Origin of the sequence: Pelagibacterium sp., from assembly GCF_048264985.1 — a bacterium.
Classification (GTDB): Bacteria; Pseudomonadota; Alphaproteobacteria; order Rhizobiales; family Devosiaceae; genus Pelagibacterium.
Map to the genome: position 1 here is coordinate 1 of NZ_JBLXCL010000006.1, position 23,140 is coordinate 23,140.

The window sequence follows — 23,140 nt, forward strand, 5'->3', positions numbered from 1 at the left end:
AGCGGTCAAGCCGAGTGCCTGGCACAGGCTCCAAAAAGGCCAGCGGCCAAACCGGCGCTCGGTGCAGGCGCGTCAGTCGTCAGGACCCATGCTCGGCGCCGCGGGCGCAGCTCCAGGCGCGCGGCCGACCAACAAGGACAGCGGGCGACGTTGAGGCTGGGCACCTCCCGGGCGCCGCCAGATCCCACCACCACAGCAACACACAAACGGGCCCAGCGCTTGCAAACCCAATCAACCCTCACGCCCAGAAATCCAACCCGCAACCAAAAATAAAACTGATACAAAAATACCCAGAAAAAACATCAATAACCATAAATGAAACCCGCCAAACAAATACAGTGCAGTACCGCCAATCAAAGGGGCTAAAGCAAAGCCGAATACGCTGAAGGAAAAGGCGCCAAAATAGCTGCCCTTCATTTCGGGCACGGCGATTCGGTCGATGATTATGCTCATTGTGGGGAAGAAAATGGCTTCACCCAGACTTAGAATGACCATGGCGACCAGGAGTGCATATGGCGGATCTACCGGAGCGAATGCAAATCCGAGAAAGCCTGCGGCAAACAAGGCTACACCGATCATGGCGCGCATAAAGGGTGATGTCTTTGACGTGAGCTTAAGTAGCGGAAACTGGAAAATCACGATGGTCGTCGCGTTCGTGCCGATCAGAAAGGCGTAGAGGGTAGCGATATCGGCAACCTGTTCCTGCTGCAGATATTGCACGAGGCCGGCGTCGATCTGACCATAGGCGATCGATGCCAGTAGGCCGGCAATGACAAAAAGGACGAATGCATTGTCGCGCCGCAAGACGTTGAGGACATCTACAAACTTGAATTTACGGCCCATTGCCGACCCCTTTAAGGGCCGCTCGATATTGAAGACTATCGCTGCAGCGGAAAGGTAGACGGCATAAATTGCCGCGACCAACAAAAATGTCGTCTGCTGTCCAGTAAGGCCGGCTGCAGCGCCGAGTATGGGGCCCAAGGCTGCGCCGACATTGAGTGCGAAATAGCGAACGTGCAGCGCCATGTCCTTGACGTTGCGATCATCAACCATGTCCGTCATCAGCGCGCGTCCGGGATCTTCGACCATGGGGCCAGCGAATGCCTGGAGCAATGTGCCGATGAACAGCATGATCAGGCTATCGGCTGTACCAAGAATTATCAGGGCGACAATTGAAAGTGCCAGACCTGCAGTCATGATCTTGCGCCGGCCGATCGTGTCGGAAAGATAGCCGACATAGAATCCGAAGACGACGCCGGCTGCTGTGGAGAGCGCTAGAAAGAGGCCGACCTCAAATTCGTTAAGTCCAAACTTTCGATACAGTAAAATGGCCAGAAACGGCCATATCATGAAGAGGGCGAAACGGCCGGCAAATGTCGCGAGAATGACAAGCCAGATTGTGAGGTTGAACTGACGAATTGCGGCGAACATGATGGCAGTCCCGATAAAGCCCGACGAATCGCGCCGGTACGTAACGGCGGCAAATTAGTGCTGTTGGCAGTGGGGGCAAACCCGATTAATGCGGGCGAAAGACGTCAGCAGACAAGGCGAACAATTTGATGACCAGGTTTCATTCCTATGATCCCGCGCAAGGCCACGGGTTGCCCCATGACCCGATCAAAGCCATTGTCGCACCGCGGCCGATTGGCTGGATATCGTCGTGCGATACAACGGGATCTGCCAATCTAGCGCCCTATAGTTTCTTCAATATTTTTTGCTCGGCACCCCCGATACTGATTTTCGGAAGTGAAGGACGCAAGGACTCGATCAACAACATCGAGGCGACTGGCGAGTTCGTGTATAATCTTGCAACACGCGATCAGGCTGAAGTCATGAATGTCAGTTCTGGTGCGTTTGATCCATGGATTGATGAGTTTGCCGAGGCCGGTATTGCAAAGCTACCGTCAGATGAGGTCTCGGTGCCAAGGGTCTGTGGGGCTCCGGCCAGCTTTGAATGCAAATTGCTGGAGATCAAACCGCTTGTCGATCTCAACGGCAATGACCTGTCGCGCGAACTTGTGATCGGGCAGGTCGTCCGGGTCCATATCGACGAAAGTTATCTGCGTGATGGGCTGTTCGATATTGAAAGAGCACGGCCGATTGCCCGCTGTGGTTATCGTGGCGACTATGCTGAAGTGAGTTCGGTGTTTGAAATGTTACGACCTGCGATTTCATCGTAGGATTTCTTTAAGAGCTGTGTCAGAGCTTGCCCCTATCCTGTCTAAAATTGGTCGCTATCATGGGGCAGGAAAGGGTTTGATTACAGTTTCCTCCAAATTGTTGTGGCTGCAATGAAAGTTTCGCGTCGCCATTTTATTGGTACCGCAGGTGCCTTCGCCCTGGGTGGCGGCATGTTGCCCGGGTCGGTTCAGGCCGTCTCGCTCATGGATCCGTTTAACCTGCCGACCGCCGTTGATGGCGGGGTGATGAAGATGGGTGATGGCATTGCCTATGCCGGTGGCCCGCGAGGCAAGCTCGACGTGTATGTGCAGCAAAATCCTCGCGGCAACGCGCCGGTTGTCATGTTCATTTATGGCGGCGGCTGGTCGCGCGGCGAGCGCTGGGAATACGATTTTGTCGGTCGCGCACTCGCAGCGCGCGGGTTCGTAACGGTGATTGCCGATTATCGGCTTGTGCCGGAAGTGACCTATCCCGCCTTCCTCTATGATATCGCTGTGGCGGCTAAGTGGGTGGAAGACAATATCGCCACTTTTGGTGGGAACCCCGACAAATTGTTTCTCGCCGGTCACTCTGCAGGCGCTTATAACGCTGTCATGCTGGGTCTCGACCCGACGTTCCTGCGCGAGGCGGGGTCGTCACTCAAGGTGCGCGGTATTGCCGGTCTGGCCGGCCCTTATGATTTCTATCCGTTCGAATTTAATGAGGTGCGTGAGGCGTTCGGCTACGCGCCCAATCCTGAAGGAACGCAACCGGTCCGTCTGGTCACCTCTTCGGCGCCGCCGATGTTTCTGGCAACCGGCAATCTCGATCTGATTGTCAAGACCGACAACACCACGGCACTGGCGGCAAAGCTGCGCGAAAACAATGTGCCCGTCGACGAGCGATATTATGACGGGATCGGGCATATGGAAATCGTAACCGCGCTCGGCGCGATGTTGCGCTGGCGCGCGCCGGTGCTCGATGATGTCGTCAATTTCTTCTCCAGCCTTGGTGCGTTGGACGCATAGAAACGCAGTCAAATTTACCGCTCAGTCTATGAAACCATGTGGCGTCCTGGGACGTATCAAGCTGCATGAACAATGGAACGCGTGCCCTCGTCTGGGCGGGAGCACTTATGGTCGGGGCGATTGCGGGACTGTTCGGGATAGCCAACGCTTTTTCGCCAGTGGGAATTTTCAATGCGCTCGTTCCCAAGGACGGTGATGTCGCTGTTGAGCGCGATGTCGCATACGGCGTTCATCCCCGCCAAAAGCTCGACATCTATCGACCGGCTGGTGAGGCGACCGGTTTGCCGGTTGTCTATTTCAGCTATGGCGGCGGTTGGGAGTCTGGGGAGAAAGGGGAATACAGTTTCGTGGGACGCGCGTTGGCTGCGCGCGGATATCTGACCGTTATTGCCGACTACCGGCTGGTGCCCGATGTGGTATTTCCCGACTTTGTTGCCGACAATGGGCTTGCAGTGCAATGGACCCGAGAACAAATAGGGACGTACGGCGGGGATGCTGGCCGGATGGTTCTCATGGGACATTCGGCTGGTGCCTATAACGTCATGATGCTAGCGCTCGACGCTCGCTTTGCGTTGGAGATGTCCGATGTAAGAGGCATCGTTGGCTTATCAGGCCCCTATGATTTTTTCCCCTTTGACGTCTCCCAGTCGCAGAATGCCTTTGGTGGCTTCTCACAACCCGAGCAAACGCAGCCTGTCAATTTGGTGTCGGAACCGCTTCCACCTGTATTTCTGGGGCACGGGGATAAAGACGAGACTGTCTATCTGCGCAACTCTGTGGCGTTGGCTGAAAAAATGACAGAGAGCGGGACCGATGTGTCTCTCAAGATTTATGAGGGCGGCAATCACGCCGATACCCTCGTATCGTTGGCGATGCCTTTGCGCTGGCGCTATTCGGTGATCGAGGACGTCCTGGCGTTTCTTGAGGAAAACACGTCTGTCAGGTGAATATGCCGATCTAGCGTTTGATAAAGCGCTCAAGGCGCTCAAGTCCGTCAGCGATTTTATTGGGGGGGGCGGCGAAACACCAGCGTAGCCAACCCGCGCCTTCGGGACCGAAAGCGCTACCGGGTGCAAGGCCCAAACCGTAATCGGCGACGAGTGTCCTGGCGGTTTCCATATCGTCTGGCGCGCCCTCGATACGGAAGAAGGCATACATGGCGCCATCGGCATCGGGGTTTTCAATGCGTCCCATCTGCGCCAAACCGGAGTTCAAAGTTTCGCGCGATGCGGCCAGGCCGGACTTGAGCGCGGCTATTGTTTCTTCGCCTCTTGGGTCGTTCAGTGCAGCCTGGCCGCCCTTTTGGATAAAAGACGGCGCGCAGGAGGTGTTGTACTCAATGACTTTGGGAACATCGGGCATCAGGGCAAGGGGCAAAGTCAGCCAGCCCAACCTCCAGCCGGTCATGCGCCAGGATTTGGAGAATGAATTGACCCGAATTATGCGATCCTCGGGGGTGGCATTTCGCAACATCGAGGGCGCGGCGGCGCTACCATCAAAAATCAGGCGCTCGTAGACTTCATCGGTCAAAACCCAGATGCCGAGTTTCCGGCAATGATCGAGGATCGTCTTTTGAACGTGCTGATCAAGGGTGAACCCGGTTGGATTGTTTGGCGCGTTTATGATCACCATTCGCGTGTCGGCCGTCAGGATATCGAGAAACCGATCAAGATCGAGCGACCATTTTCCATTCGAAACAGTCAATGCAAACCGCGTGACCTCGGCACCCAGAAGGCGAGGGGCCTCTGCGATGTTGGGCCAAATGGGGGTGACCACAACAACCTTGTCGCCGGGCGAAACGATGAGCTGGTTGGCGATCATCAGTGCCGAGACACCAGAACCGGTCACCGCGATCTGCTCAGGCTTTGAAACTATATTTTGCAGTTTGCTTTCATAGGCCGCGATGGCGTTGCGCAGTTCGGGAAGACCGAGATTGTGGACATAGAAAGTTTCGCCTTCGGACAGAGCTTTCTGCGCAGCTTCGCGAATAAAAAGTGGTGTTACCTCATCGCCTTCGCCAAACCAGAAAGCGGAAATGTCGGTTCGGCCCATTCCGGCATTGGCGATGTCGCGGATGCGCGAGGACGAAAGTGCCGAGACTTGTGGCCGCGCTGTTGCTGACATTGATAACTCTTCGATCAGGCTTTCGGCTGCCGGCGCGCACCGATGATTGTGGCTGCCACAACGCCGATGGCAACGATGCCGATAATGATAGTTGCTAGCGCGTTGACGTCGGGGGACACGCCAAGGCGGATTTTTGAGAAGATCACCATGGGCAAGGTCGAGGATCCAGGGCCAGATACGAAACTGGCGATCACCAAATCATCAAGTGAGAGCGTGAAGGCAAGTAGCCAACCTGAAATCAAAGCTGGCGCGATGATGGGCAGGGTGATGTCGAAAAACACCCTGAGCGGTGTTGCGCCCAAATCCATTGCCGCTTCATCGAGCGAGCGGTCCATATCGATCAGGCGCGAGCGCACGACCACAGTGACATAGGCCATACAGAAGGTGGAATGGGCGATGGTTATTGTCGTAAAGCCGCGCCCGCCCGGCCAGCCGAGAAGCGCGTCCATCGACACGAAAAGCAAGAGGGCTGAAAGTCCTGTAATCACTTCGGGCATGACAAGCGGGGCCGAAACCATGCCCGTCAGAGCCGTCTTTCCACGGAACTTGCCCAGTCGCGTGAGGGCAATTGCAGCAAGTGTGCCCAACAGGGTCGCGATGGTTGCGCTGACCGCGGCAATTTGAAGGCTGAGGAGACCGGCGGCCACGACCTGAGAATCATTGAAGAGTGCAGCATACCAGCGCAGGGAAAATCCGGTCCAAACGGTCACCAGTCGGCTTTCGTTGAATGAAAACACAACGAGCGATACGATTGGCGCATAGAGAAAAGCAAACCCTATGATGGCCATGATCGTGGTGAAATAGCCGCGCTTCATCGGTCTCCCTCAACCACTGCGTTCTGCGCTCTGCTCAAGAGCATGATCGGGACGACGAGGATGACAAGCATGACGATGGCCACCGCTGAAGCGACCGGCCAGTCGCGATTGGCAAAAAACTCATCCCAAAGAACGCGGCCAATCATCAATGTGTCGGCACCGCCCAGGAGCGAGGGGATTACGAATTCTCCGATGGCCGGGATGAAGACCAGCATCGAACCTGCAATGACGCCGGGCATCGAAAGTGGAAGTGTAACCGTCAGAAACGTCATGAAGGGGCGGGCACCCAGGTCGGCCGAGGCTTCAATCAGGCTCTGGTCGAGTTTTACCAATGCTGTGTAGATGGGCAGGATCATGAATGGCAGATATGTATATACAATGCCCACAAAGACAGCGCCTTCGGTCTGGAGCATTGTGATGGGCTCATCGATAATGCCCAATCCCATCAGCGCGTTGTTGATGATGCCGTTGCGCCCGAGAAATCCCATCCATGCATAAACGCGCAACAGGAAAGACGTCCAGAATGGCAAGATGACCAGCATGAGCAGCAGGTTTCGGTACTTGTCATCAGATCTGGCAATGAACCACGCCATTGGGTAAGCGAGAACCAGCGCTAGGGCTGTCGAGATGGCGGCGATGCGAACTGAGTTTATGTAGGCGTTTGCATAGAGCGCATCCTGCAAGATGAACAAGAAGTTCGAAAAGTGCAGTGTGATGGACAATGACTCATCTGCGCTCCATGCGAACATGGGCAGATAGGGCGGCTGGCCCAGCGCGAACGCACTTAAGGCAATCTTGAACACGACGAGCAGCGGGATCAGGAAGAAAACCGCCAGCCACAGCGTCGGCGCGAGGATCAATGCCGTTCGGCCGGAAATGCCCAGCCGGTATAATCCTTTGGTGATGAAGCTCCAGGCCAGGCGTCGAGGAGACTGGATTGCGCCCCCGCTCATGACGTCAACACCGCCCCGGCATCCGGCTCCCAGGAGATGAAGACTTTTTCGTCCCAGCTGATCGATTGGGGATCGTAGCGCGAAACGTTGGTCTGGGAGACGTGAATGCGTTTTCCGCTGTCGAGCAGTATTCGGAAAACGCTCATGTCGCCGAGATAGGCAATGTCTTGCACAAGGCCGTGAGTGACATTGGCATCGCCCTCGGGCCGCTCACGCGAGAGCACCATTTTCTCGGGTCGGATGGCGTACCAGAGCGTCTGCTCGGGCGCGCAGTCGACGCCGTGCGACACATAGATATCGCACCCTGCTTCGGCCGAAGAATCGATCCTAATATGATCGTCTTCGTCTTCGGTGACGACGCCTTCGAACATGTTGACCGAGCCCACAAACCCGGCAACGAAGCGGGAGTTGGGAAACTCGTAAATTTCCTGGGGCTCGCCGATCTGTGCAATCTTGCCGTCGTTCATAACGCCGATGCGGGTCGAAAGCGTCATGGCTTCCTCCTGATCGTGGGTGACGACAATAAAGGTGACGCCAAGGCTTTCCTGGATCTTGACTAGTTCGTACTGGGTGTCTTCGCGCAGCTTCTTGTCGAGCGCGCCGAGCGGTTCATCTAACAGGAGAAGTTTTGGGCGCTTGGCCAGCGAACGGGCCAGGGCGACGCGCTGGCGCTGCCCACCGGACAGTTGGTGTGGCTTGCGCTTGGCAAAGGGATCAAGGCGCGTGAGCTTCAACAATTCTGCAACCCGCTCGGAGATATCGGTGCGGGCCATGCCTTCACGCTTGAGGCCATAGGCGATGTTGGCCTCGACGCTCATATGCGGAAAGAGCGCGTAGGATTGGAACATCATATTGATCGGGCGCTGGTAGGGCGGCACTCTGGCCATGTCCTGCCCGTCGATTTCAATGGTTCCGGCGGTGATGGATTCAAAGCCCGCGAGCATGCGCAGAAGAGTCGACTTGCCTGACCCAGATCCCCCGAGCAGGCAGAAAAGCTCGCCCTTGTAGATATCGAGAGAGACGTCGTCGACCGCATAGACGTCGCCAAAAGTCTTGGTGACATTGCGAATGCGCACGAAAGGCTCTGCGCCCGCATCGCGCCAAGGGCGCGCATCGGCGGCGATTTGAGGCTTTTTCAAAAGAGGACTTCCCCACCCCCGAATAAGAAGATTTGGCAGGGCACCACAATGCGCCCCGCCATGCAACATTTGAGCGCTTAAACGCCGGTCTTGATCCGGGTCCAGGCGCGCGTCAAGAGCCGGTCGTAACCGGGCGTGCGAGCCTTGAGCGGGAACAGATTGGCCATTACGTCCTCTGTGGGATAGATCGCAGGATCTTCGAGCACCTCAGGATCGACAAACGCATCGGCCCCGGCATTGGGGTTCGCGTACCAGACGTAGTTGGTAATGTCGGCTGCGATCTGGGGTTCAAGGATGAAGTTGATGAAGGCGTGAGCCGCTTCAGGGTTCGGCGCATCAGCTGGAATGGCCATCATGTCGAACCAGATCGATGCACCTTCCTGGGGGATGACATAAGCGATTTCAACGCCTTGGTCGGCTTCGGCGGCACGATCTGCGGCAATGAACACGTCACCGGAATAGCCCACTGCCAGACAAATTTCGCCATTGGCGAGATCGGAGATGTACTGGGAGGAGTGGAAGGCGCGGATGTGGGGGCGGATCGAGGCAATCAGCTGCTCGGCCTGCTCCAGATCCTCGGGGGCTTCGGAGTTGGGATCGCGGCCGAGATAGTTGAGCGCGGCCGCGACCATTTCGACGGGAGCGTCCAGAACCGAAATGCCGCAATCGGCAAGTTGAGCGGCTATTTCGGGATCGAAGAGCAGGTCCCAGCTTTTCAGCGGGCCGTCTTCACCCAACCGTTCGGTGATCGCGCCGACGTTGTAGCCAATACCGGTTGTACCCCACATGTAGGGGACAGCGTATTCGGCGCCGGGATCATGAGCCTCCACGATTGCCATGATGGCGGGATCGAGGTTGTCGATGTTGGGAAGCTTGGATTTGTCGAGCGGCTGGAACAGGCCGATGGGAATCTGGCGCTCAAGGAAAAATCCTGATGGAACAACGACATCATAGCCCGAAGAGCCGGCCAGAAGGCGGGCTTCGACGATTTCGTTGGAATCGAAAACGTCGTAATTTGTAGTGATCGACGTTTCGGTTGTGAACTTTTCGAGCGTGTCTTCGGCGATATAGTCAGACCAGTTGTAGATATTGACGGTCTGGGCTTGTGCAAGCGCAGCGGTGGCCAGCACCGAGGCGGTAACGCTAAGGAAAATCAACGGTTTGTGCATAGTGACGGAGGTCCCTTTCGATAGGAAAAAGAGATGGTGACAATGACGTGCGACTGCTCCGGAGTTACCTCTTGGCGGCGTCAACCACACGGCACTCCCTTCGCCGCTTCACCAATCGGATCCGCGGATGAAATTCCGCGCTTGGCCCCGACCGCTAGGCATAAAAAGGTCGATTTCCGGATTACAGGCAAGCGCGATCCCTGAAAAGCGAAATTGTGGGCAATAGAGGTTTCCAGCAGCATAATTTTTGCAGGACCGGGGCAATGACGTCAACAATGGCGAAAAAGCTATGGAGTTGAGTGTCGTTGCCCAGCATGTTTGTGCAACGTTGACACAACAATGACACCGCACGCAAAAACCCCCGCAGCCGGAGCGAGCGGGGGGTGAAATAACTTAAACTTGAGACGAGGCTAATCGGCTTCGTTGGCCGGCTTTGCGTTGAGCTGACCATATTTTTCCTCGCCGATGGTCGCGAGCAGGTCGAGTTCGGTTTCGAGGAAATCAGTGTGACCTTCTTCGTCGGTCAACAGCTCTTCAAAAATACGCTGCGTGACGTAATCACCGAGATCGTTACAAAGCTTGCGCGATTCACGGTAAGAGGCGATGGCGTCGAGCTCTCCGGCAAGATCGGCTTCGAGCACTTCCTTGATGTTCTGACCGATGCGCAGTGGCGCTACACGCTGCAGGTTGGGATGGCCTTCAAGAAAGATGATGCGGTCGATCAGCTTGTCGGCGTGGTGCATCTCTTCGATGGATTCGGCGCGTTCCTTTTCGGCGAGGCGCTTGAAGCCCCAATCGTCAAGCAGGCGGTAATGAACCCAATACTGGTTGATGGCACCCAGTTCGAGAAAGAGCGCTTCGTTAAGCCGCTCGATGATCTTTGCGTCGCCTTTCACTTTCACCTCCTTGGCGCGTGGACTTGCGCAGGGTCTTCATTCTGGTCCTAACGTCCACCAGATTGGCGGCGTTCCCGGCCAATTTAAGGTGATAAGTTTCGGTGACCTTGCCGATAATGTCCACAATGTTGGGCACGCAGCCGCAACATTGCCCGCGCTTGCCAAGCTCGCGATAGATGTGAGCCGGCACGACGAGCTGCCAGGGATCCTCATCGAGAAGATCGACGACGATATTTTCAATGTCTTTGGTGGAAATCAGATTGCACTGACAGACAAGCATGATTGGCGCGCGGTAAGGAGTTGGGACTTTGCGAGCCATACATACGAAATAAAAGCTGATTGTCAATGTCAGCTTTGGGCTGCCCTTATCACAAAATCGCGGTCAACGCTCGTCTTCGGGCCGATCGTCGGGTGCTGTGGGCGCGTCGGGCGTTTCCTTGTTCCAGGCGATAAAGAAGATATAGGCCGCATAGGCGCCCAAGCCGCCAAAGACCAGCGCCCAACCGAAATTGCCGTGATAGATGTCGACAGCAGCGATAATGGCGGGGATGAGGACCATGAGGGCGCGGCGCCACATGGGGCGAAACCAGGGGTGGTCGGCGTCGTTGTTCATTACAGTCTCCTGGTGGTGCGAGCTGGCATCTTACCCCTCCGGGTTGAGATAGCCCGACAGTGTCTGGGCGCGGCGGGCGGTTTCATCGAGCATGCAACTGGCGTGAGCTATGGTGCGCATCGAGCCATTGCCCCAGCGGTCATATTCAAACCCGCAGCTTTGATCGCGATAGGCAATCCATGCCCGTTGGGCATGTTGCAGCGTGGTGAACAGATCGGCCTCGAGCGTTTCCCCCAAGCTTGCGTAGCTTGTGTTGAGCTGACTGTCCCACCAGTCGGTTTCGCGCGCCATGCACTCAACCATGCCGATTGTCGTATAGCCACCGTCCTCGGTGTCCATGCACACATTGGACGCTGCGCCGATACATTGAGACGCTTGCCGCACCGCATCGGGGTTTTCCTCGGCGCGCTTGGGATCGGAGAGTTCGGCGATGCAACCGGTCATCAGCTCGGCATCGGCCGTTGTGAAGCTTGTGGTGTCCTGCGCAGTGGCGGGCAAAGCAATGAGCATGGACGCTATGATGGCCAGGGCTTTCATTGACTGTCTCCTTTCGGGCTTTGTCTGGAAACGCCCTGGTGCGGCGTGATGCGCGCAACCAACCAGCGGGCGTTGGAAAAATACTCGCGGTGGAGCAGGAGGCCGATAGTGCATATGGTGACGATAATAGCCAGCCAGCTCGACACGAACCAGGCGACCATCGGAATGGCGAAATAGTAAGAGCGTATCCCTGAGTTGAAGCGCTGCGCGGCCATTGCATTGATGCGGGCAATGGTCCTGATCTCATCCGCCGGGGCAGGTTTGCCGTGGTCGAGCGCACCAAGCAGAATGCAGAAATGGTTGAACTGGCGCAGCGACAGGGTGAAGGCGAGAAACGCATAAACAAACAGAAACAGCAGCACGACATTGTGCACCTGCAGATCGAATTCGGTATAGGACGGGCCGAAGCTTATCGTGGACAGCGCAGGCAGAAATTCTTGCAATTGGCCGATGACCGTGAACAGCGCCAGAATCAGCAGCGCTGTTGTCGACGCGAAAAACGATACCGAGCTCATTATGTTGCCCGACAGGATCGCATCAAGCGGAGTGTCGCGGCGGGCGGCCTGGGTAACCCAATTGAACCGCTGCTCGTTCATCAACGCCGATAGCGAAGGCCGGCTGCGATCCAGCAGCTTTGATGCAAAGCTATAGGAATAGAGGGCCAGAAGCGGAAGCATGGACGCAAAAAGCGCGAAGCCGTTTATCTGCACGAAATCATTGCTCCCTTGCCTCTTTGTCGAACGATAGCGTCTGCGCCGCCCTATTGCGACAGCAAATCATCGCTCGCCCCCGCAAGAATTTATTGCAGGCGATCGATGTGGGAGAGCCTTGGCGTTTGTGCCATGCAAAGAGGAGCGGCCACGATCTAGAGGTGGGCCCTAATCGGTGCGGTGGCGCAGACGAGCGCGCAGCAGAATGACCAGAGCACTCGTTGTCCCGAGCGCAATCAGCGTTGCGACCACAGGTGGGATCATCGCTGGAGCGGGCTGGACCAGTTGGCCGACCCAGAACGTGGGCACAATGGCGGCGAGATAACGCCAGGGGGGCGCAATCAGCGCCGCCAAGGGGGCAAGGAGGGCAAGGTTGATAAGCTTAGTCAGGGCCAATCCTTCCACCTTGTTACTGGCGAAGGCCAAAAGAAACATTGCGCACAGCACAGCATGGCCAGCGGCGATCATCGCCATCAAGACGGTCACGCTTGCCGGTTGGGCGGGCAGGACGATCAAACCGATGCCGACCGAAACGGACAGTGTGAGAAAGATTGTGACGATCAGGCGGTAAGCCAGAAACCCACTCCGTCCGATCGGCGTGATTCCAACCGCCATCAGTACGCCATCGTCACGGTCTTCCAGCAGCATGAAGCCTGTGACCCAGCCGAGCATGGCGCCGGGCATGAGAACGGCAATAGCGCCAAGCATTTTGGTCATGCCCGATATGGCGAAAGCTTGAAATGCTGACGTTTCGACGAGCGGGCCGAAGACAAGGATCAAGGGAACCGGTAGCAGGCACATGATGATGCCCAACATCAGCATTGGATCGCGCGAGACATTGAGTGCATCGGCGCCGAGCAGATTTTTCAGTGTTCTGGGCGAAGGGATGCTCATTTGATGCCGAGCTCGATCTTTAGGGCGCGATGGGCGAAACAGCATGCGGTGGCGGCTGCGATGAAGGCTGACGAAAACATGACAGCGAGATCAAGGATGCCGGCAGTACCATATCCCAGCGCTACAAGCGTCAACCGGAGCTGTGCCACCGGAGGCAGAAGGGTCAGCACTAAAGGCGGGGGATTGAGGAAAGCGAAGCCGGCAGAAATGAGCGCCGGTGCAAGCAGAAGCGCCGAGCCCAGCAGATAGGCATTTACGGTCTTGAAGCGGAGCGCGATGGGTATTCCGATGCCGACATAAAAAACCGAAGTGAGCGCGACGGTGGAGATCAGGATCGCCCAGTCGGTGGGGTGCGCCCTAGCCAGAGCCAGCACGATGACGGCAGCGAGCGCGAGCGTTGTGAGGGTTATCGTTTTTGCCAAAAGGTAAGTCCGGGCCGAAACCGGCGCGATTGCCAAAGCGCTCCGTACCCCTTCGCCCTTTTCGAGCAGCATGAGCCCGCCGAGAAAGAAAAAGCCCAGCGCCGAGGGGTCGGAATAGATCAACAGTCCAACGAACCAATCGGGAATGTAGGGGCCGGCAAGAACAAGAATGGCCGCGTACAGCGCAACAACGGCGCCATAGGCGGCGTGGATGCCATAGCGATATTGCAGCCGCAGATCATGGGCGAGCAGTGTGGCAAGCCCATTCATTGCCTGGCGCTTGCCACTGCGACGAAAACCTCGTCGAGGCTGGCCTCACGCGTGTGAAGGGAAACGATGTCGCCCGATTGCAGCAGGGCCTGGAAGCGGGCATCGCGCGCAAGGTCTTCCATTGCGAATTGCTCGATCTCGATAGTGCCGTTTCGGCGCACGCCGGCAACGAGTTCGGGTTTGCCAAAACGGATCATCAGTTCGGCCGGAGTCCCCTCAAGTGCAATTTTACCGTCGATAAGAAACCCCACGGTGTCGCAGAGTTCCGCTGCTTCGCTCATATTATGTGTGGTGAGAAAGATCGTTTTACCGCGGGCGCGCAGATCGGCAATCAGCTTGCGGGTTATCCGGGCGCGGGCTGGATCCTGCCCTGTCGTCGGCTCGTCCAGAAACAGCAATGGTGGATCGTTGAGCAGCGCCCGGGCCAGATTGAGCCGCATCTTCATGCCCTTGGAAAAATTTTCGACCCGCTGATCGGCGGCATCGAGGAGATCGACGATTTCAAGTGCCGCGTCGGGCGCAAGCGGAGCCTTGTCGTAAAGTGCGGCGAACAGGGTGAGGTTTTCGCGCGCTGTCAGCCGAGTATAGAGCGCGGGCAATTCAAAGCTGACCCCGATCCTTTCGTAAAATGCCCGGCCCGACTGGGCCGGAGGGTGGCCGAATACGCTTGCCTTGCCCTCATAACCGGCGAGCAAGCCCATGAGAATTTTCTGGGTGGTGGATTTTCCGGCGCCAGACGGACCAAGGAGGCCATAAACCGAGGCCTCCGGAACAGCGAACGACACGCTGTTCAAGATGGGTTTTCGCGCGCCCTTGTATGTGAAGCTGAGCCCCGAGACGGAAATCATGGGATGCTGGCTGTGAGCTTTTGAACGAACACATCGCGCAACAGCGCGCGGCTCGCCGAGAACTGGCTGTCGCTGAACAGGCTCTTTTGCAGCACAAGGCTGACCAGCAGCGTGAGAATTGCAGCAAGGTCGTGCGGATCGACGGGCCCGATCAGGTTCTTTTTCCTCAGCCCCGTGCAGAACCCTTCGATGAAGCGCAGGTCCTTTTCCTCCTCATGGGAGAGGCGATCGGGCGGTGTCTTGCGCATGAGTGCAGCAAAATCGTCGGGTACGCTGACGATGGCGACCAGGGGGTCGGACATGAGCTTTTCCACCAAAAGATCGAAAAACCGTTCAGCGCGCTGGGCAACCGTGCCGTTGCAATCGGCAAAGCTGGCAAGGATATCTGCCTTGTGCATCTGGTCGCGTTGTTCGGCGATCGCCAGAAACAGCGCTTCCTTGTGCTCGAAGAATTTATAGAACGTGCCTTTGGCAACCCCGACATCCCTGCACACATCGTCGACGCGCATGCCGCGCAGACCATATTGCGCGAAATGGTTCAGACCGGCGGTCAGAAGCTGGGCGCGGATCAGGTCATTGTCGGCCTTGGTGAAATGACGGGGCATGGACAAGCCGCTGTGACCAAAATTGTCACTTGGTCATAGCACAACGAAAAATGAGCGGCAAGACGGAGGCCGTCCTGCCGCTCGATACCGATCAGGCGACTGTGCGTGGATAGAGCCTGTGCAGCTCTTCGATTCCTGTGAGCACTTCAGGCGTGAGGGTGACGGCGTGGGCGGCGATGTCGGTTTTGAGCTGTTCTATGCTTGTGGCGCCGATGATCACCGAACCGACGAAGGGCCGGGTGAGGCACCAGGCGATGGCCATCTGGCAGACATCGAGGCCGTGGGTCTCGGCGAGCGTCATATAGGCACGCGTCGCGGTTTCGGACTGGGGATTGAGCCGCCACATGGCGCCGAGCGCGCCGCGTGAGCCGGCGGGTATCTCCCCACCATTATATTTGCCGCTCAAAAGACCGGCGGCAAGCGGCGAGTAGGCGAGCAAATCGACATCCTCGAACGCACAGACTTCGGCCAGATCGTGATCGAAATGGCGGCGCAGCAGATTGTATTCGTTCTGGATGGTCGCCATGCGCGGCAGGCCGCGTGCTTCGGCGATCTTGAGATATTCGGAAACGCCCCAGCTGGTTTCGTTGGACAGGCCCACGGCGCGGATCTTGCCGGCCTTGACCTGGGCGTCGAGGGCTTCAAGCACCTCGGCGATATTGTCCCGGATGGCCTGACGGTCTTGGCCATAGGGATTGAAGGCCCAGGATTTCGAGAAATTGTAATGCTCGCGATTGGGCCAGTGGAGCTGGTATATGTCGATGTAATCGGTCTGCAGGCGCTGGAGGCTGGCGTCGAGGGCGGTGACGATCTCCTTGGCGTCCATGGCGCGGCCACCGCGAATCCATTCATTACCCGGGCCGGCGATCTTGCTGGCGAGCACCCAGTCCTCGCGCCGTCCGTTGGCGGCGAACCAATTGCCGATGATGGTTTCGGTGGACCCCTGGGTTTCAGCGCGGCCGGGCGTCGAATAGAGTTCGGCGGTGTCCATGAAATTGACGCCGCTCTCAAGCGCAAGATCGATCTGGGCGTGGCCCTCGGCCTCGGTGTTCTGTTCGCCCCAAGTCATTGTGCCGAGACAAATCGTGCTCACGGAGATGCCGGTGCGGCCGAGCGTGCGCTGTTGCATGAGGAAAATCCAGGTGCTTGAAAACTGAGGAAATATGGAAAGGGCAGAACCCCTGACCCAAATGTAGCGGCGCTTGGCGCAAAGTGCAATCGCGACGAACTGGAGGGCGTTTCGGTCAGTGTCAAAAAAATGTCGTTTAGGCGTTCGCAAGGGGTATGCAAACGCAATTTGCACCCCTATATAAGCGGCGTCCCAAGCGGTTCGCACGACGCACCGCACATACGAGACACTCTTGACGCGGGGTGGAGCAGCCCGGTAGCTCGTCAGGCTCATAACCTGAAGGTCGCAGGTTCAAATCCTGCCCCCGCAACCAAAAAGACCCAGTTAACTCAATGAGTTAGCTGGGTCTTTCCTTTTTTGGGCAAAGCGCTGCAAGCGGCCAAGGACTTGAATGTCCAGGGGCCGCTTTTCTGTGGTTCGGTGTGAAGACGACTTACTCGGTCATTCCGCGTAAACTGTCGCAAAGGACACGGTGCGGTTGTTGTCGCAATCTGCGCGTTCGCGGTTGCCGCGGCAGCCAAGCCACAGCCGCTGACCTACTGGATCGTAGCGATCATTTTTGCGCTCGGCACCGATTGGCCGGGAGGGATAGGGTCGAGTGCTGCTCGGCGCTAAAATTGTCGAACGGCACGGCATCACTTTGGGGTGAGATGACTGGGCCACTCCCACGTCAACTTGTGGCGCGTTCACCAATGACCTGCTGCAGTGCCGTCTTGAGGACATTGCCCGAGAGTATGTAGCTTGCTTCGGTCGGGGTGCGCAGGTCGACAACCAACGGAACGGAACGAGAGGATCCGTCGGATCGAGTGACCTTGGCCACAATTTGTGCCCCTTGGACAAGCTGTCCGTAAAGGTTCTCGATGGTCACAGTTTCATCGCCAACAAATTTCTCAAAGTCGGACGGATCTGAAAATGTGAGAGGCACGATGCCCATAGCCGCCAAGTTGGCTCGGTGAATGCGCTCAAACGACAAAGCCACAACCGCTCTCACACCCAACAGAGCAGGACCTTTTGCGGCCCAGTCGCGGCTCGATCCAGTCCCATACTCGCGTCCACCAATCACGACCAACGGCGTATCGTTCTGAGCATAGGCAATGGCTGCATCAAAAACGGATACTATTTCTCCGCTTGGCATCATTTTAGTCCACCAGCCTTCGGTGTCTGGAGCCATTCGGTTTTGGATGCGGATATTGGCAAAAGTTGCACGCATCATCACTTCATGGTTGCCGCGGCGGCCGACATAGGTATTGAACCTGCGCGGCTCGACGCCTTTGGACAAAAGGTATTCCCCCGCAGGACTATCGGCAGGAATTTCACCGCCAGGAGAGACGTGGTCTGTGGTAAGAGAATGCGCGTACACGCCGAGAATCCGTGCGTTGGTCAGGCCCTGGCCTGGCTGTCGGTCTTTCACCTTCAAGAAAGGCGGCGCCATAAGATATTGGGACCGGCTATCCCACAAGAACGTCCGGCCCGTCGGCGCCTTGAGGTTCGTCCATTCGGCTGAGATTTCGGTTTGGATGCCATAAACCGATTGATAGAAGCTCTTGTCTCCCGCGCGCAGGGTTGCGCGTTGAACCTCATGGTCTTCGGGCCATATGTCGGCAAGATAAATGGGCCTGCCGGAGTGGTCATGGCCCAGGGGATCGTGCTCGAAATCGATGGTAATTCGGCCCGCAAGAGCATAAGCCACGACCAGTGCCGGAGATCCCAAATAATTGCCGCGGACCAGCTTATGGATTCGTCCGGAAAAATTACGATTTCCCGACAACACGCTGACGGCGACCAGGTCGTTTTCGGTAATTGCCGCTTCGGCTTCTGGCAAGAGAGGGCCGGATTTGCCCCCGCACGTGGTGCAGCCATAGCCAACAACATCGAAGCCAAGGGTACGCAGCGGCTCCATAAGACCCAAGTCCTCAAGATAGCCGGTGACCACGCGAGACCCCGGAGCAAGGGAAGTTTTCACCCATGGCTTCGAAACCAGCCCTAATTGAGCGGCTCGCTGCGCCATAAGTCCTGCTCGCACCATAACGGAAGGATTGGCTGTATTGGTGCACGAAGTAATGGCAGCGATGACGACCGCCCCATGAGTTGGCACGTCATCGCGGGCGCTCATGGGAACTCCATCCGGGACACCGAAGCCACCCTCCTGACGTGATTGACCGAGGGCGTTTGAAAACGATGCTCGGACAGCATGGAGGTCAATCCGATCCTGGGGACGGCTCGGGCCGGCCATAGATGCCGAGACTGTCCCAAGATCGATCTCTATAGTTTCATCAAATGACGGATGGTCACTGGCATCGTGGAAAAAACCAGCGGCTTTGGCGAATTGTTCAATCCGGGCAGTATCGGCTTGGTTTCGGGCGGTGTTGGAGATGTACTCGAGTGTGCGCTCGTCTATCGGCCAGAAGCCGATCGTTGCTCCATACTCTGGCGCCATATTTGACAGGGTCGCACGGTCCGGAACACTCAGCGAGGGTAAGGCGGGACCGCAGAACTCAACGAACTTCCCTACCAGATCAGTTTGGCGCAAGCGCTCGGTGACTGTTAGTGCCAGATCAGTGGTCGTCACGCCGGGACGCAGGGCACCGCTCAGGCGCACACCAACGACAGCTGGCATTGCCAGAGGATAGGGTTGACCGAGGAGCACGGTTTCCGCTTCGATTCCCCCAACGCCCCAACCCAAAACGCCGAGAGCGTTGATCATTGGGGTGTGGGAATCGCTGCCAACAACCATGTCGGGAAAGGCCAGTTTGGCCTGGCCGTCGCTTTCGACGCAAACCACAGGTGCTATGGATTCAAGATTGAGCTGATGGATGATCCCAGAGCCTGGCGGATGGATTGTGAGATTGTTAAAGCTCGATTGCGCCCATTTGAGAAAGATGTAGCGTTCGGAATTGCGGTCAAATTCACGCTCTGCATTGATTGCAAAGGCGGCGGATGAACCAGAGGAATCCACCTGCAGTGAATGGTCTACGACAAGGTCCGCTTTGACCTTTGCATCGACGTTTGCGGGATCTTGCCCCAGATCAACCAGCCCATCCCGCATGGCAGCGAGGTCCATTAGGATCGGAACTCCCGTTGAATCCGGCATGATCACGCGCGGAATCTTAAGGGACAGCGCTGCGCCAACGTCACGCCGCAAGATCGTATCGACCTGGGGTTGCCCGTCTGACGTGGAATGGTTGCGCACAATGTTTTCAAGGACAACACGAAGGCTATAGGGCAGACTGGCCAGGCGCTCCTTGCCTATCATTGCCGCCAAATCGATATAGGTAAGAGGCTCGCCATTATTTGACATTGCGGTGCCGAGTTGGCGCTTCATGGTTTTCTCCTGGGACGCGAGAAGGGGCGCATCGCGCCCCTTCCAGATGTCAATTTTGGGCAGCCGGGCCTATTCGAACTGCATTTCGAAGTTTTCAGTGAGGAAGTCCCGCAGCCATCGGGTATCCTCATCGCTCATATTGGCAACGGCCTGTACAGCTGCGTTGAGCTCCGAGCCGGCAACAAAATCATAACCTTCTGTGGATTCAGCGGCCTCGGCCAGGAACTCTTCGTCGGCCAGCAAGCTTTGGACGGCCGCCGCGAGAGCATCTTTGGCCTCGTCGGGAGCATCGGAGTGGATCATGAGGATCTTGCCGCCATTGCCGATCGCCGTAACTGCGGCTTTGAACGCCTCCCAGACTGGGCCGGATGGATCTTCGCCGTGAAGCTCACGATAGACCTCTTGCACTGTCGGAATGTCTGGCGCGGCCGGATCGCGAACCAGCTCGCCTTGGTTGTCGAGCAAACCCTGGGCAAAGAGCGGCACCGCGCGCCCTTCTTCCACCGCGATTGCAGGCTGCTGGAGGAAAACCGGAGTGGTTTGAGCATCAAGATTTAGCTCACCGCGTTCGAACGCGAGGTAGGCTTCACTCTTGCCTTCATAGCCAATGATAGCCCGATAGTCGGCGCCGAGTAATTCCAGGCCCAAGACCGCATCAATGGTGGAGATGACCTCGGGGACGCCAAGGACAAGGGGCTGTGCAGGATCGAGCAGGTCCGAGGGGCCTTCAATTCCCGCTTCAGTGCTTCCAAAGGTGATCCGGCCCATGGGTAGAGCAACGATCGGCTGGAGATCGGCGAGGGATGCGGTCGAGCCTTCCAATCCCAAGACAATGCGCATGAGTAGCTGCCCGGTACCGACGAGAATTTCGGTGCCATCGCGCTCGGCGCGATCCACATAGTAGTTCGAGGCCAGAACACTGCCGGCGCCCGGCATGTTCTCGACAACTATATTGGGGTTTCCTGCGATGTGCTCGCCGATGTTTTCAGCAACCAGTCGTCCAAAAAAGTCTGTCCCCCCACCGGGCGAAAATCCCACAATCGCTGTGACGGTCTTGCCCTCGTAGTAGGGCGCTTGAGCACCGGCAACTGCGGTCATGCCCAACACCATTGCTGATGCGAGACCGCTTTTGAGTAGGCTGAGCATATAGTCCTCCCATATGTCGAATTTGATTGCGACCCCAAGAGGGCCGACTGGCTATTCAGTGGCATTTCAAAAAACAAAGTGTCAACTCTTTTTTCTTGAACGCCTTACAAGATGGTGTTACGCAGCGCTTAAATGAAAGGTCAAAGTCCTGTTTCGCTGGATATTCAGGTTGCGTGACTGGATTGGTCAGTAGGCGCTTTCATCTGTTTGGAGGGCAAAGAGTTGACAGTTTTGGAGAGTGCCAAAGAAGCCTTCGCTGGGAAAACCAGGACGGACACCGCGTTCGAGAGGCTCGCCGAGCTGATCGTTTCAGGAGAAATCGCGCCAGGCTCTGTGGTCAACGAGGCGGAATGGGCGGAGCGACTCGAGATGAGCCGGGGGCCGGTGCGCGAAGCGGTGAGGCGTCTGCAAGGTCGACGGCTCGTAACGCGAGAGCCGTATCTCAAAGCCCGAGTTGTAACGCTTTCGACGCAAAACTTGATCGACATTTTTGAGCTGCGTGAGGCGCTTGAGGGTATGGCCTGCCGTTTGGCGACGCAGCGCATGTCGGATGCGGCGCTTAAGGAGATCTTTGATCATCTTGATCCCGGCTCGGCCCCGAGCCCGGTCAGGTTCGACTTTCACGTTGCCATCGCGCATGGAAGCGGAAACGCCCGGATCATCGAAGCGCTGTGCGATGATCTTTACTACCTGTTGAGGCTCTATCGACGCCATTCGGGTGCTGCTATCGGGCGAAGTAAAGAGGCCTCGCGAGAGCATTGGCAGATTGCAAAGTCGATGATGGCGCGAGATCCCGACCTTGCGGAGTCGCTTATGCGCAGTCATATCAGCAGAGCAACGGTCAACCTTGAGGCTCAGATTGCCTCGGCGGGAGGCGGGTATGCTTGAAGCCAGTCTTGCGGCCCTGCCGACGATTTTCTCGCTTCAGCATATGCTTCATCTCATGCTTGGGGTCACAGTCGGCCTCGCTGTTGGCGTTCTGCCTGGTCTTGGCGGCATTGTCGGCATGGCGCTGTTGTTGCCTTTCGCGTACGGACTTGATCCGATGCTGGGGCTTTCGATGCTCATCGGCGTTGCCGCGGTTACGACCACGTCAGATACGTTTCCAGCCGTCTTGATGGGAATTCCCGGCTCGTCGGGCTCGCAAGCCACGATCATGGACGGCTACCCCTTGGCCCAAAAAGGTCAGGCGGCACGCGCCTTGGCTGCCGCGTTTGCCGCTTCAATGATTGGGGGTGTTATCGGCGCTATCGCCTTGACGCTCGCCATTCCAATCGCGCGTCCTCTGGTTTTGGCGTTCGGTACGCCAGAGCTTTTGGCCATGACATTTCTTGGACTGTGTATGGTTGGCGTCTTGAGCGGGCGTCGTCCCTTGATGGGCATTCTGGTTGCGGCATTGGGTTTGCTCATCGGTACGGTGGGGGCGGCCCCCACTTCGCCCACTTATCGATTTGTCTTCGATCAGGACTATCTGTTTGACGGGTTTCAGCTCGTGATCATTTCTCTTGGGCTGTTTGCCATTCCAGAAATTCTCGACGTACTGGCCAAAGGCGGCGCTATCGCCAAACATGCTCCCAGCCGCGTTGGCAAGGGATGGTTGCAAGGGTTTAGAGACATTTTCACCCACCGCTGGCTCGTCCTGCGCCACTCTGTCATTGGCGTCGGCGTTGGTATCGTACCTGGATTGGGTAGCGCGATCGTTGATTGGCTCAATTACGGGTATCTGGTCCAGACAGCAAAGGACAAGAGCCAGTTCGGCAAAGGTGACATCCGGGGTGTGATTGCGCCAGAGAGTGCCAACAACGCCAAAGAAGGCGGTGCGCTCATCCCAACACTCCTCTTCGGGGTTCCGGGCAGTGCAGGCATGGCTCTTTTGCTCGGAGCGATGGTCGTCGTTGGCGTTGAGCCTGGGCCACGCATCATCGACACCAACCTCAACATCGTGGTTGTCCTCATCTGGTCACTGGCGATCGCCAACATTGCCGGCACCATCATTTGCCTGGGCTTTAGTCGCCCAATTGCTGCTTTGACCAGAGTGCCGTTTCCCGTCTTGTTTCCGTTCATCTTCCTGCTTGTGACTTTAGGGGCCTATCAGGCGACCCGTCACATTGGTGATCTGATCGTGCTGGTGGGTTTCGGGATACTGGGCTGGATCATGAAAAAGCTCGGGGCGCCAAGGGCGCCGCTGCTTGTGGGCTTTATCCTTTCAACACTGGCCGAGCGCTATCTGTGGCTCACCACTTCCCGGTACGGCCTGGATTGGCTGACGCGTCCAGGTGTCATGGCCATCATTGCGATTACTGTCGTTCTCTTAGCCCTCAGCCTGAGAAAAAAGAAATCCCAGGAGGTCGAACCGTGAC

23 protein-coding genes and 1 tRNA gene are annotated in these 23,140 nt (G+C 57.0%); 6 read left to right on the top strand and 18 right to left on the bottom strand.

The window, feature by feature from the left end:
• Positions 1-231: 231 nt before the first annotated feature.
• Positions 232-1,431 (bottom strand): MFS transporter, encoded by a 1,200-nt coding sequence (locus ACN0TA_RS14495; protein ID WP_417584174.1) that lies wholly within the window; start codon positions 1,429-1,431, stop codon positions 232-234.
• A 128-nt stretch (positions 1,432-1,559) separates the two neighbouring features.
• Here ACN0TA_RS14495 and ACN0TA_RS14500 point away from each other — a divergent pair, with 128 nt between their 5' ends.
• The 3 genes from ACN0TA_RS14500 (at position 1,560) to ACN0TA_RS14510 (ending at position 4,135) form a co-directional block, all read left to right on the top strand.
• Entirely contained in the window at positions 1,560-2,180 is a 621-nt protein-coding gene (locus tag ACN0TA_RS14500) for a flavin reductase family protein (RefSeq protein ID WP_417584176.1), read from the top strand.
• 111 nt (positions 2,181-2,291) lie between these two features.
• Positions 2,292-3,188 (top strand): alpha/beta hydrolase, encoded by an 897-nt coding sequence (locus tag ACN0TA_RS14505; protein WP_417584178.1) that lies wholly within the window; start codon positions 2,292-2,294, stop codon positions 3,186-3,188.
• A 65-nt stretch (positions 3,189-3,253) separates the two neighbouring features.
• Positions 3,254-4,135 carry an alpha/beta hydrolase gene (locus ACN0TA_RS14510; RefSeq protein ID WP_417584180.1) on the top strand — a complete coding sequence of 294 codons (882 nt, stop codon included), beginning with the start codon at positions 3,254-3,256 and terminating at the stop codon, positions 4,133-4,135.
• A 10-nt stretch (positions 4,136-4,145) separates the two neighbouring features.
• Here ACN0TA_RS14510 and ACN0TA_RS14515 read toward each other — a convergent pair whose 3' ends face one another.
• The 15 genes from ACN0TA_RS14515 to ACN0TA_RS14585 form a co-directional block, all read right to left on the bottom strand.
• On the bottom strand, positions 4,146-5,312 hold the full coding sequence (locus ACN0TA_RS14515; RefSeq protein WP_417584182.1) for a pyridoxal phosphate-dependent aminotransferase: 1,167 nt from the start codon (positions 5,310-5,312) through the stop codon (positions 4,146-4,148).
• A 14-nt stretch (positions 5,313-5,326) separates the two neighbouring features.
• Positions 5,327-6,127 (bottom strand): ABC transporter permease subunit, encoded by an 801-nt coding sequence (locus ACN0TA_RS14520; protein WP_417584184.1) that lies wholly within the window; start codon positions 6,125-6,127, stop codon positions 5,327-5,329.
• A complete protein-coding gene (locus ACN0TA_RS14525; RefSeq protein WP_417584186.1) occupies positions 6,124-7,080 on the bottom strand; it encodes an ABC transporter permease subunit in 957 nt (318 codons plus the stop codon). Before ACN0TA_RS14525 ends, ACN0TA_RS14520 begins: the two co-directional genes overlap by 4 nt.
• Complete coding sequence (locus ACN0TA_RS14530; RefSeq protein WP_417584188.1) at positions 7,077-8,219, bottom strand: ABC transporter ATP-binding protein; 1,143 nt, start codon at positions 8,217-8,219, stop codon at positions 7,077-7,079. Before ACN0TA_RS14530 ends, ACN0TA_RS14525 begins: the two co-directional genes overlap by 4 nt.
• Positions 8,220-8,296: 77 nt before the next feature.
• Positions 8,297-9,388 carry a polyamine ABC transporter substrate-binding protein gene (locus tag ACN0TA_RS14535; protein ID WP_417584190.1) on the bottom strand — a complete coding sequence of 364 codons (1,092 nt, stop codon included), beginning with the start codon at positions 9,386-9,388 and terminating at the stop codon, positions 8,297-8,299.
• Positions 9,389-9,798: 410 nt separating this feature from the next.
• A complete protein-coding gene (bfr, locus tag ACN0TA_RS14540) occupies positions 9,799-10,284 on the bottom strand; it encodes a bacterioferritin (protein WP_417584192.1) in 486 nt (161 codons plus the stop codon).
• Positions 10,250-10,564, bottom strand: coding sequence for a (2Fe-2S)-binding protein (locus tag ACN0TA_RS14545; protein WP_417584194.1), 315 nt, complete (start codon positions 10,562-10,564; stop codon positions 10,250-10,252). The genes bfr and ACN0TA_RS14545 overlap by 35 nt, the downstream gene beginning before the upstream one ends.
• A 102-nt stretch (positions 10,565-10,666) precedes the next feature.
• Positions 10,667-10,897, bottom strand: coding sequence for a DUF3329 domain-containing protein (locus ACN0TA_RS14550; protein WP_417584196.1), 231 nt, complete (start codon positions 10,895-10,897; stop codon positions 10,667-10,669).
• A 30-nt stretch (positions 10,898-10,927) separates the two neighbouring features.
• Positions 10,928-11,434 carry a lysozyme inhibitor LprI family protein gene (locus ACN0TA_RS14555; RefSeq protein ID WP_417584198.1) on the bottom strand — a complete coding sequence of 169 codons (507 nt, stop codon included), beginning with the start codon at positions 11,432-11,434 and terminating at the stop codon, positions 10,928-10,930.
• Positions 11,431-12,144 (bottom strand): DUF599 domain-containing protein, encoded by a 714-nt coding sequence (locus tag ACN0TA_RS14560; protein WP_417584200.1) that lies wholly within the window; start codon positions 12,142-12,144, stop codon positions 11,431-11,433. Before ACN0TA_RS14560 ends, ACN0TA_RS14555 begins: the two co-directional genes overlap by 4 nt.
• Before the next feature lie 168 nt (positions 12,145-12,312).
• Complete coding sequence (locus ACN0TA_RS14565; RefSeq protein ID WP_417584202.1) at positions 12,313-13,038, bottom strand: hypothetical protein; 726 nt, start codon at positions 13,036-13,038, stop codon at positions 12,313-12,315.
• On the bottom strand, positions 13,035-13,730 hold the full coding sequence (locus ACN0TA_RS14570) for a hypothetical protein (RefSeq protein ID WP_417584204.1): 696 nt from the start codon (positions 13,728-13,730) through the stop codon (positions 13,035-13,037). The genes ACN0TA_RS14565 and ACN0TA_RS14570 overlap by 4 nt, the downstream gene beginning before the upstream one ends.
• Entirely contained in the window at positions 13,727-14,515 is a 789-nt protein-coding gene (locus ACN0TA_RS14575) for an ABC transporter ATP-binding protein (protein WP_417584401.1), read from the bottom strand. Before ACN0TA_RS14575 ends, ACN0TA_RS14570 begins: the two co-directional genes overlap by 4 nt.
• A gap of 59 nt (positions 14,516-14,574) precedes the next feature.
• Positions 14,575-15,183 carry a TetR/AcrR family transcriptional regulator gene (locus ACN0TA_RS14580; RefSeq protein ID WP_417584206.1) on the bottom strand — a complete coding sequence of 203 codons (609 nt, stop codon included), beginning with the start codon at positions 15,181-15,183 and terminating at the stop codon, positions 14,575-14,577.
• Positions 15,184-15,274: 91 nt separating this feature from the next.
• Positions 15,275-16,312 (bottom strand): aldo/keto reductase, encoded by a 1,038-nt coding sequence (locus tag ACN0TA_RS14585; RefSeq protein WP_417584208.1) that lies wholly within the window; start codon positions 16,310-16,312, stop codon positions 15,275-15,277.
• A 236-nt stretch (positions 16,313-16,548) separates the two neighbouring features.
• Here ACN0TA_RS14585 and ACN0TA_RS14590 point away from each other — a divergent pair.
• A tRNA-Met gene (locus ACN0TA_RS14590) sits at positions 16,549-16,625 on the top strand.
• A 357-nt stretch (positions 16,626-16,982) separates the two neighbouring features.
• Here the strand turns inward: ACN0TA_RS14590 and acnA are convergent.
• Positions 16,983-19,634: an aconitate hydratase AcnA gene (acnA, locus tag ACN0TA_RS14595; RefSeq protein WP_417584210.1), complete on the bottom strand. Its 2,652-nt coding sequence runs from the start codon at positions 19,632-19,634 to the stop codon at positions 16,983-16,985.
• A gap of 69 nt (positions 19,635-19,703) precedes the next feature.
• Positions 19,704-20,780: a Bug family tripartite tricarboxylate transporter substrate binding protein gene (locus tag ACN0TA_RS14600; protein ID WP_417584212.1), complete on the bottom strand. Its 1,077-nt coding sequence runs from the start codon at positions 20,778-20,780 to the stop codon at positions 19,704-19,706.
• 222 nt (positions 20,781-21,002) lie between these two features.
• Here ACN0TA_RS14600 and ACN0TA_RS14605 point away from each other — a divergent pair, with 222 nt between their 5' ends.
• Complete coding sequence (locus tag ACN0TA_RS14605) at positions 21,003-21,668, top strand: GntR family transcriptional regulator (protein ID WP_417584214.1); 666 nt, start codon at positions 21,003-21,005, stop codon at positions 21,666-21,668.
• Positions 21,661-23,139 carry a tripartite tricarboxylate transporter permease gene (locus ACN0TA_RS14610; RefSeq protein WP_417584216.1) on the top strand — a complete coding sequence of 493 codons (1,479 nt, stop codon included), beginning with the start codon at positions 21,661-21,663 and terminating at the stop codon, positions 23,137-23,139. The genes ACN0TA_RS14605 and ACN0TA_RS14610 overlap by 8 nt, the downstream gene beginning before the upstream one ends.
• Position 23,140: the final 1 nt, after the last annotated feature.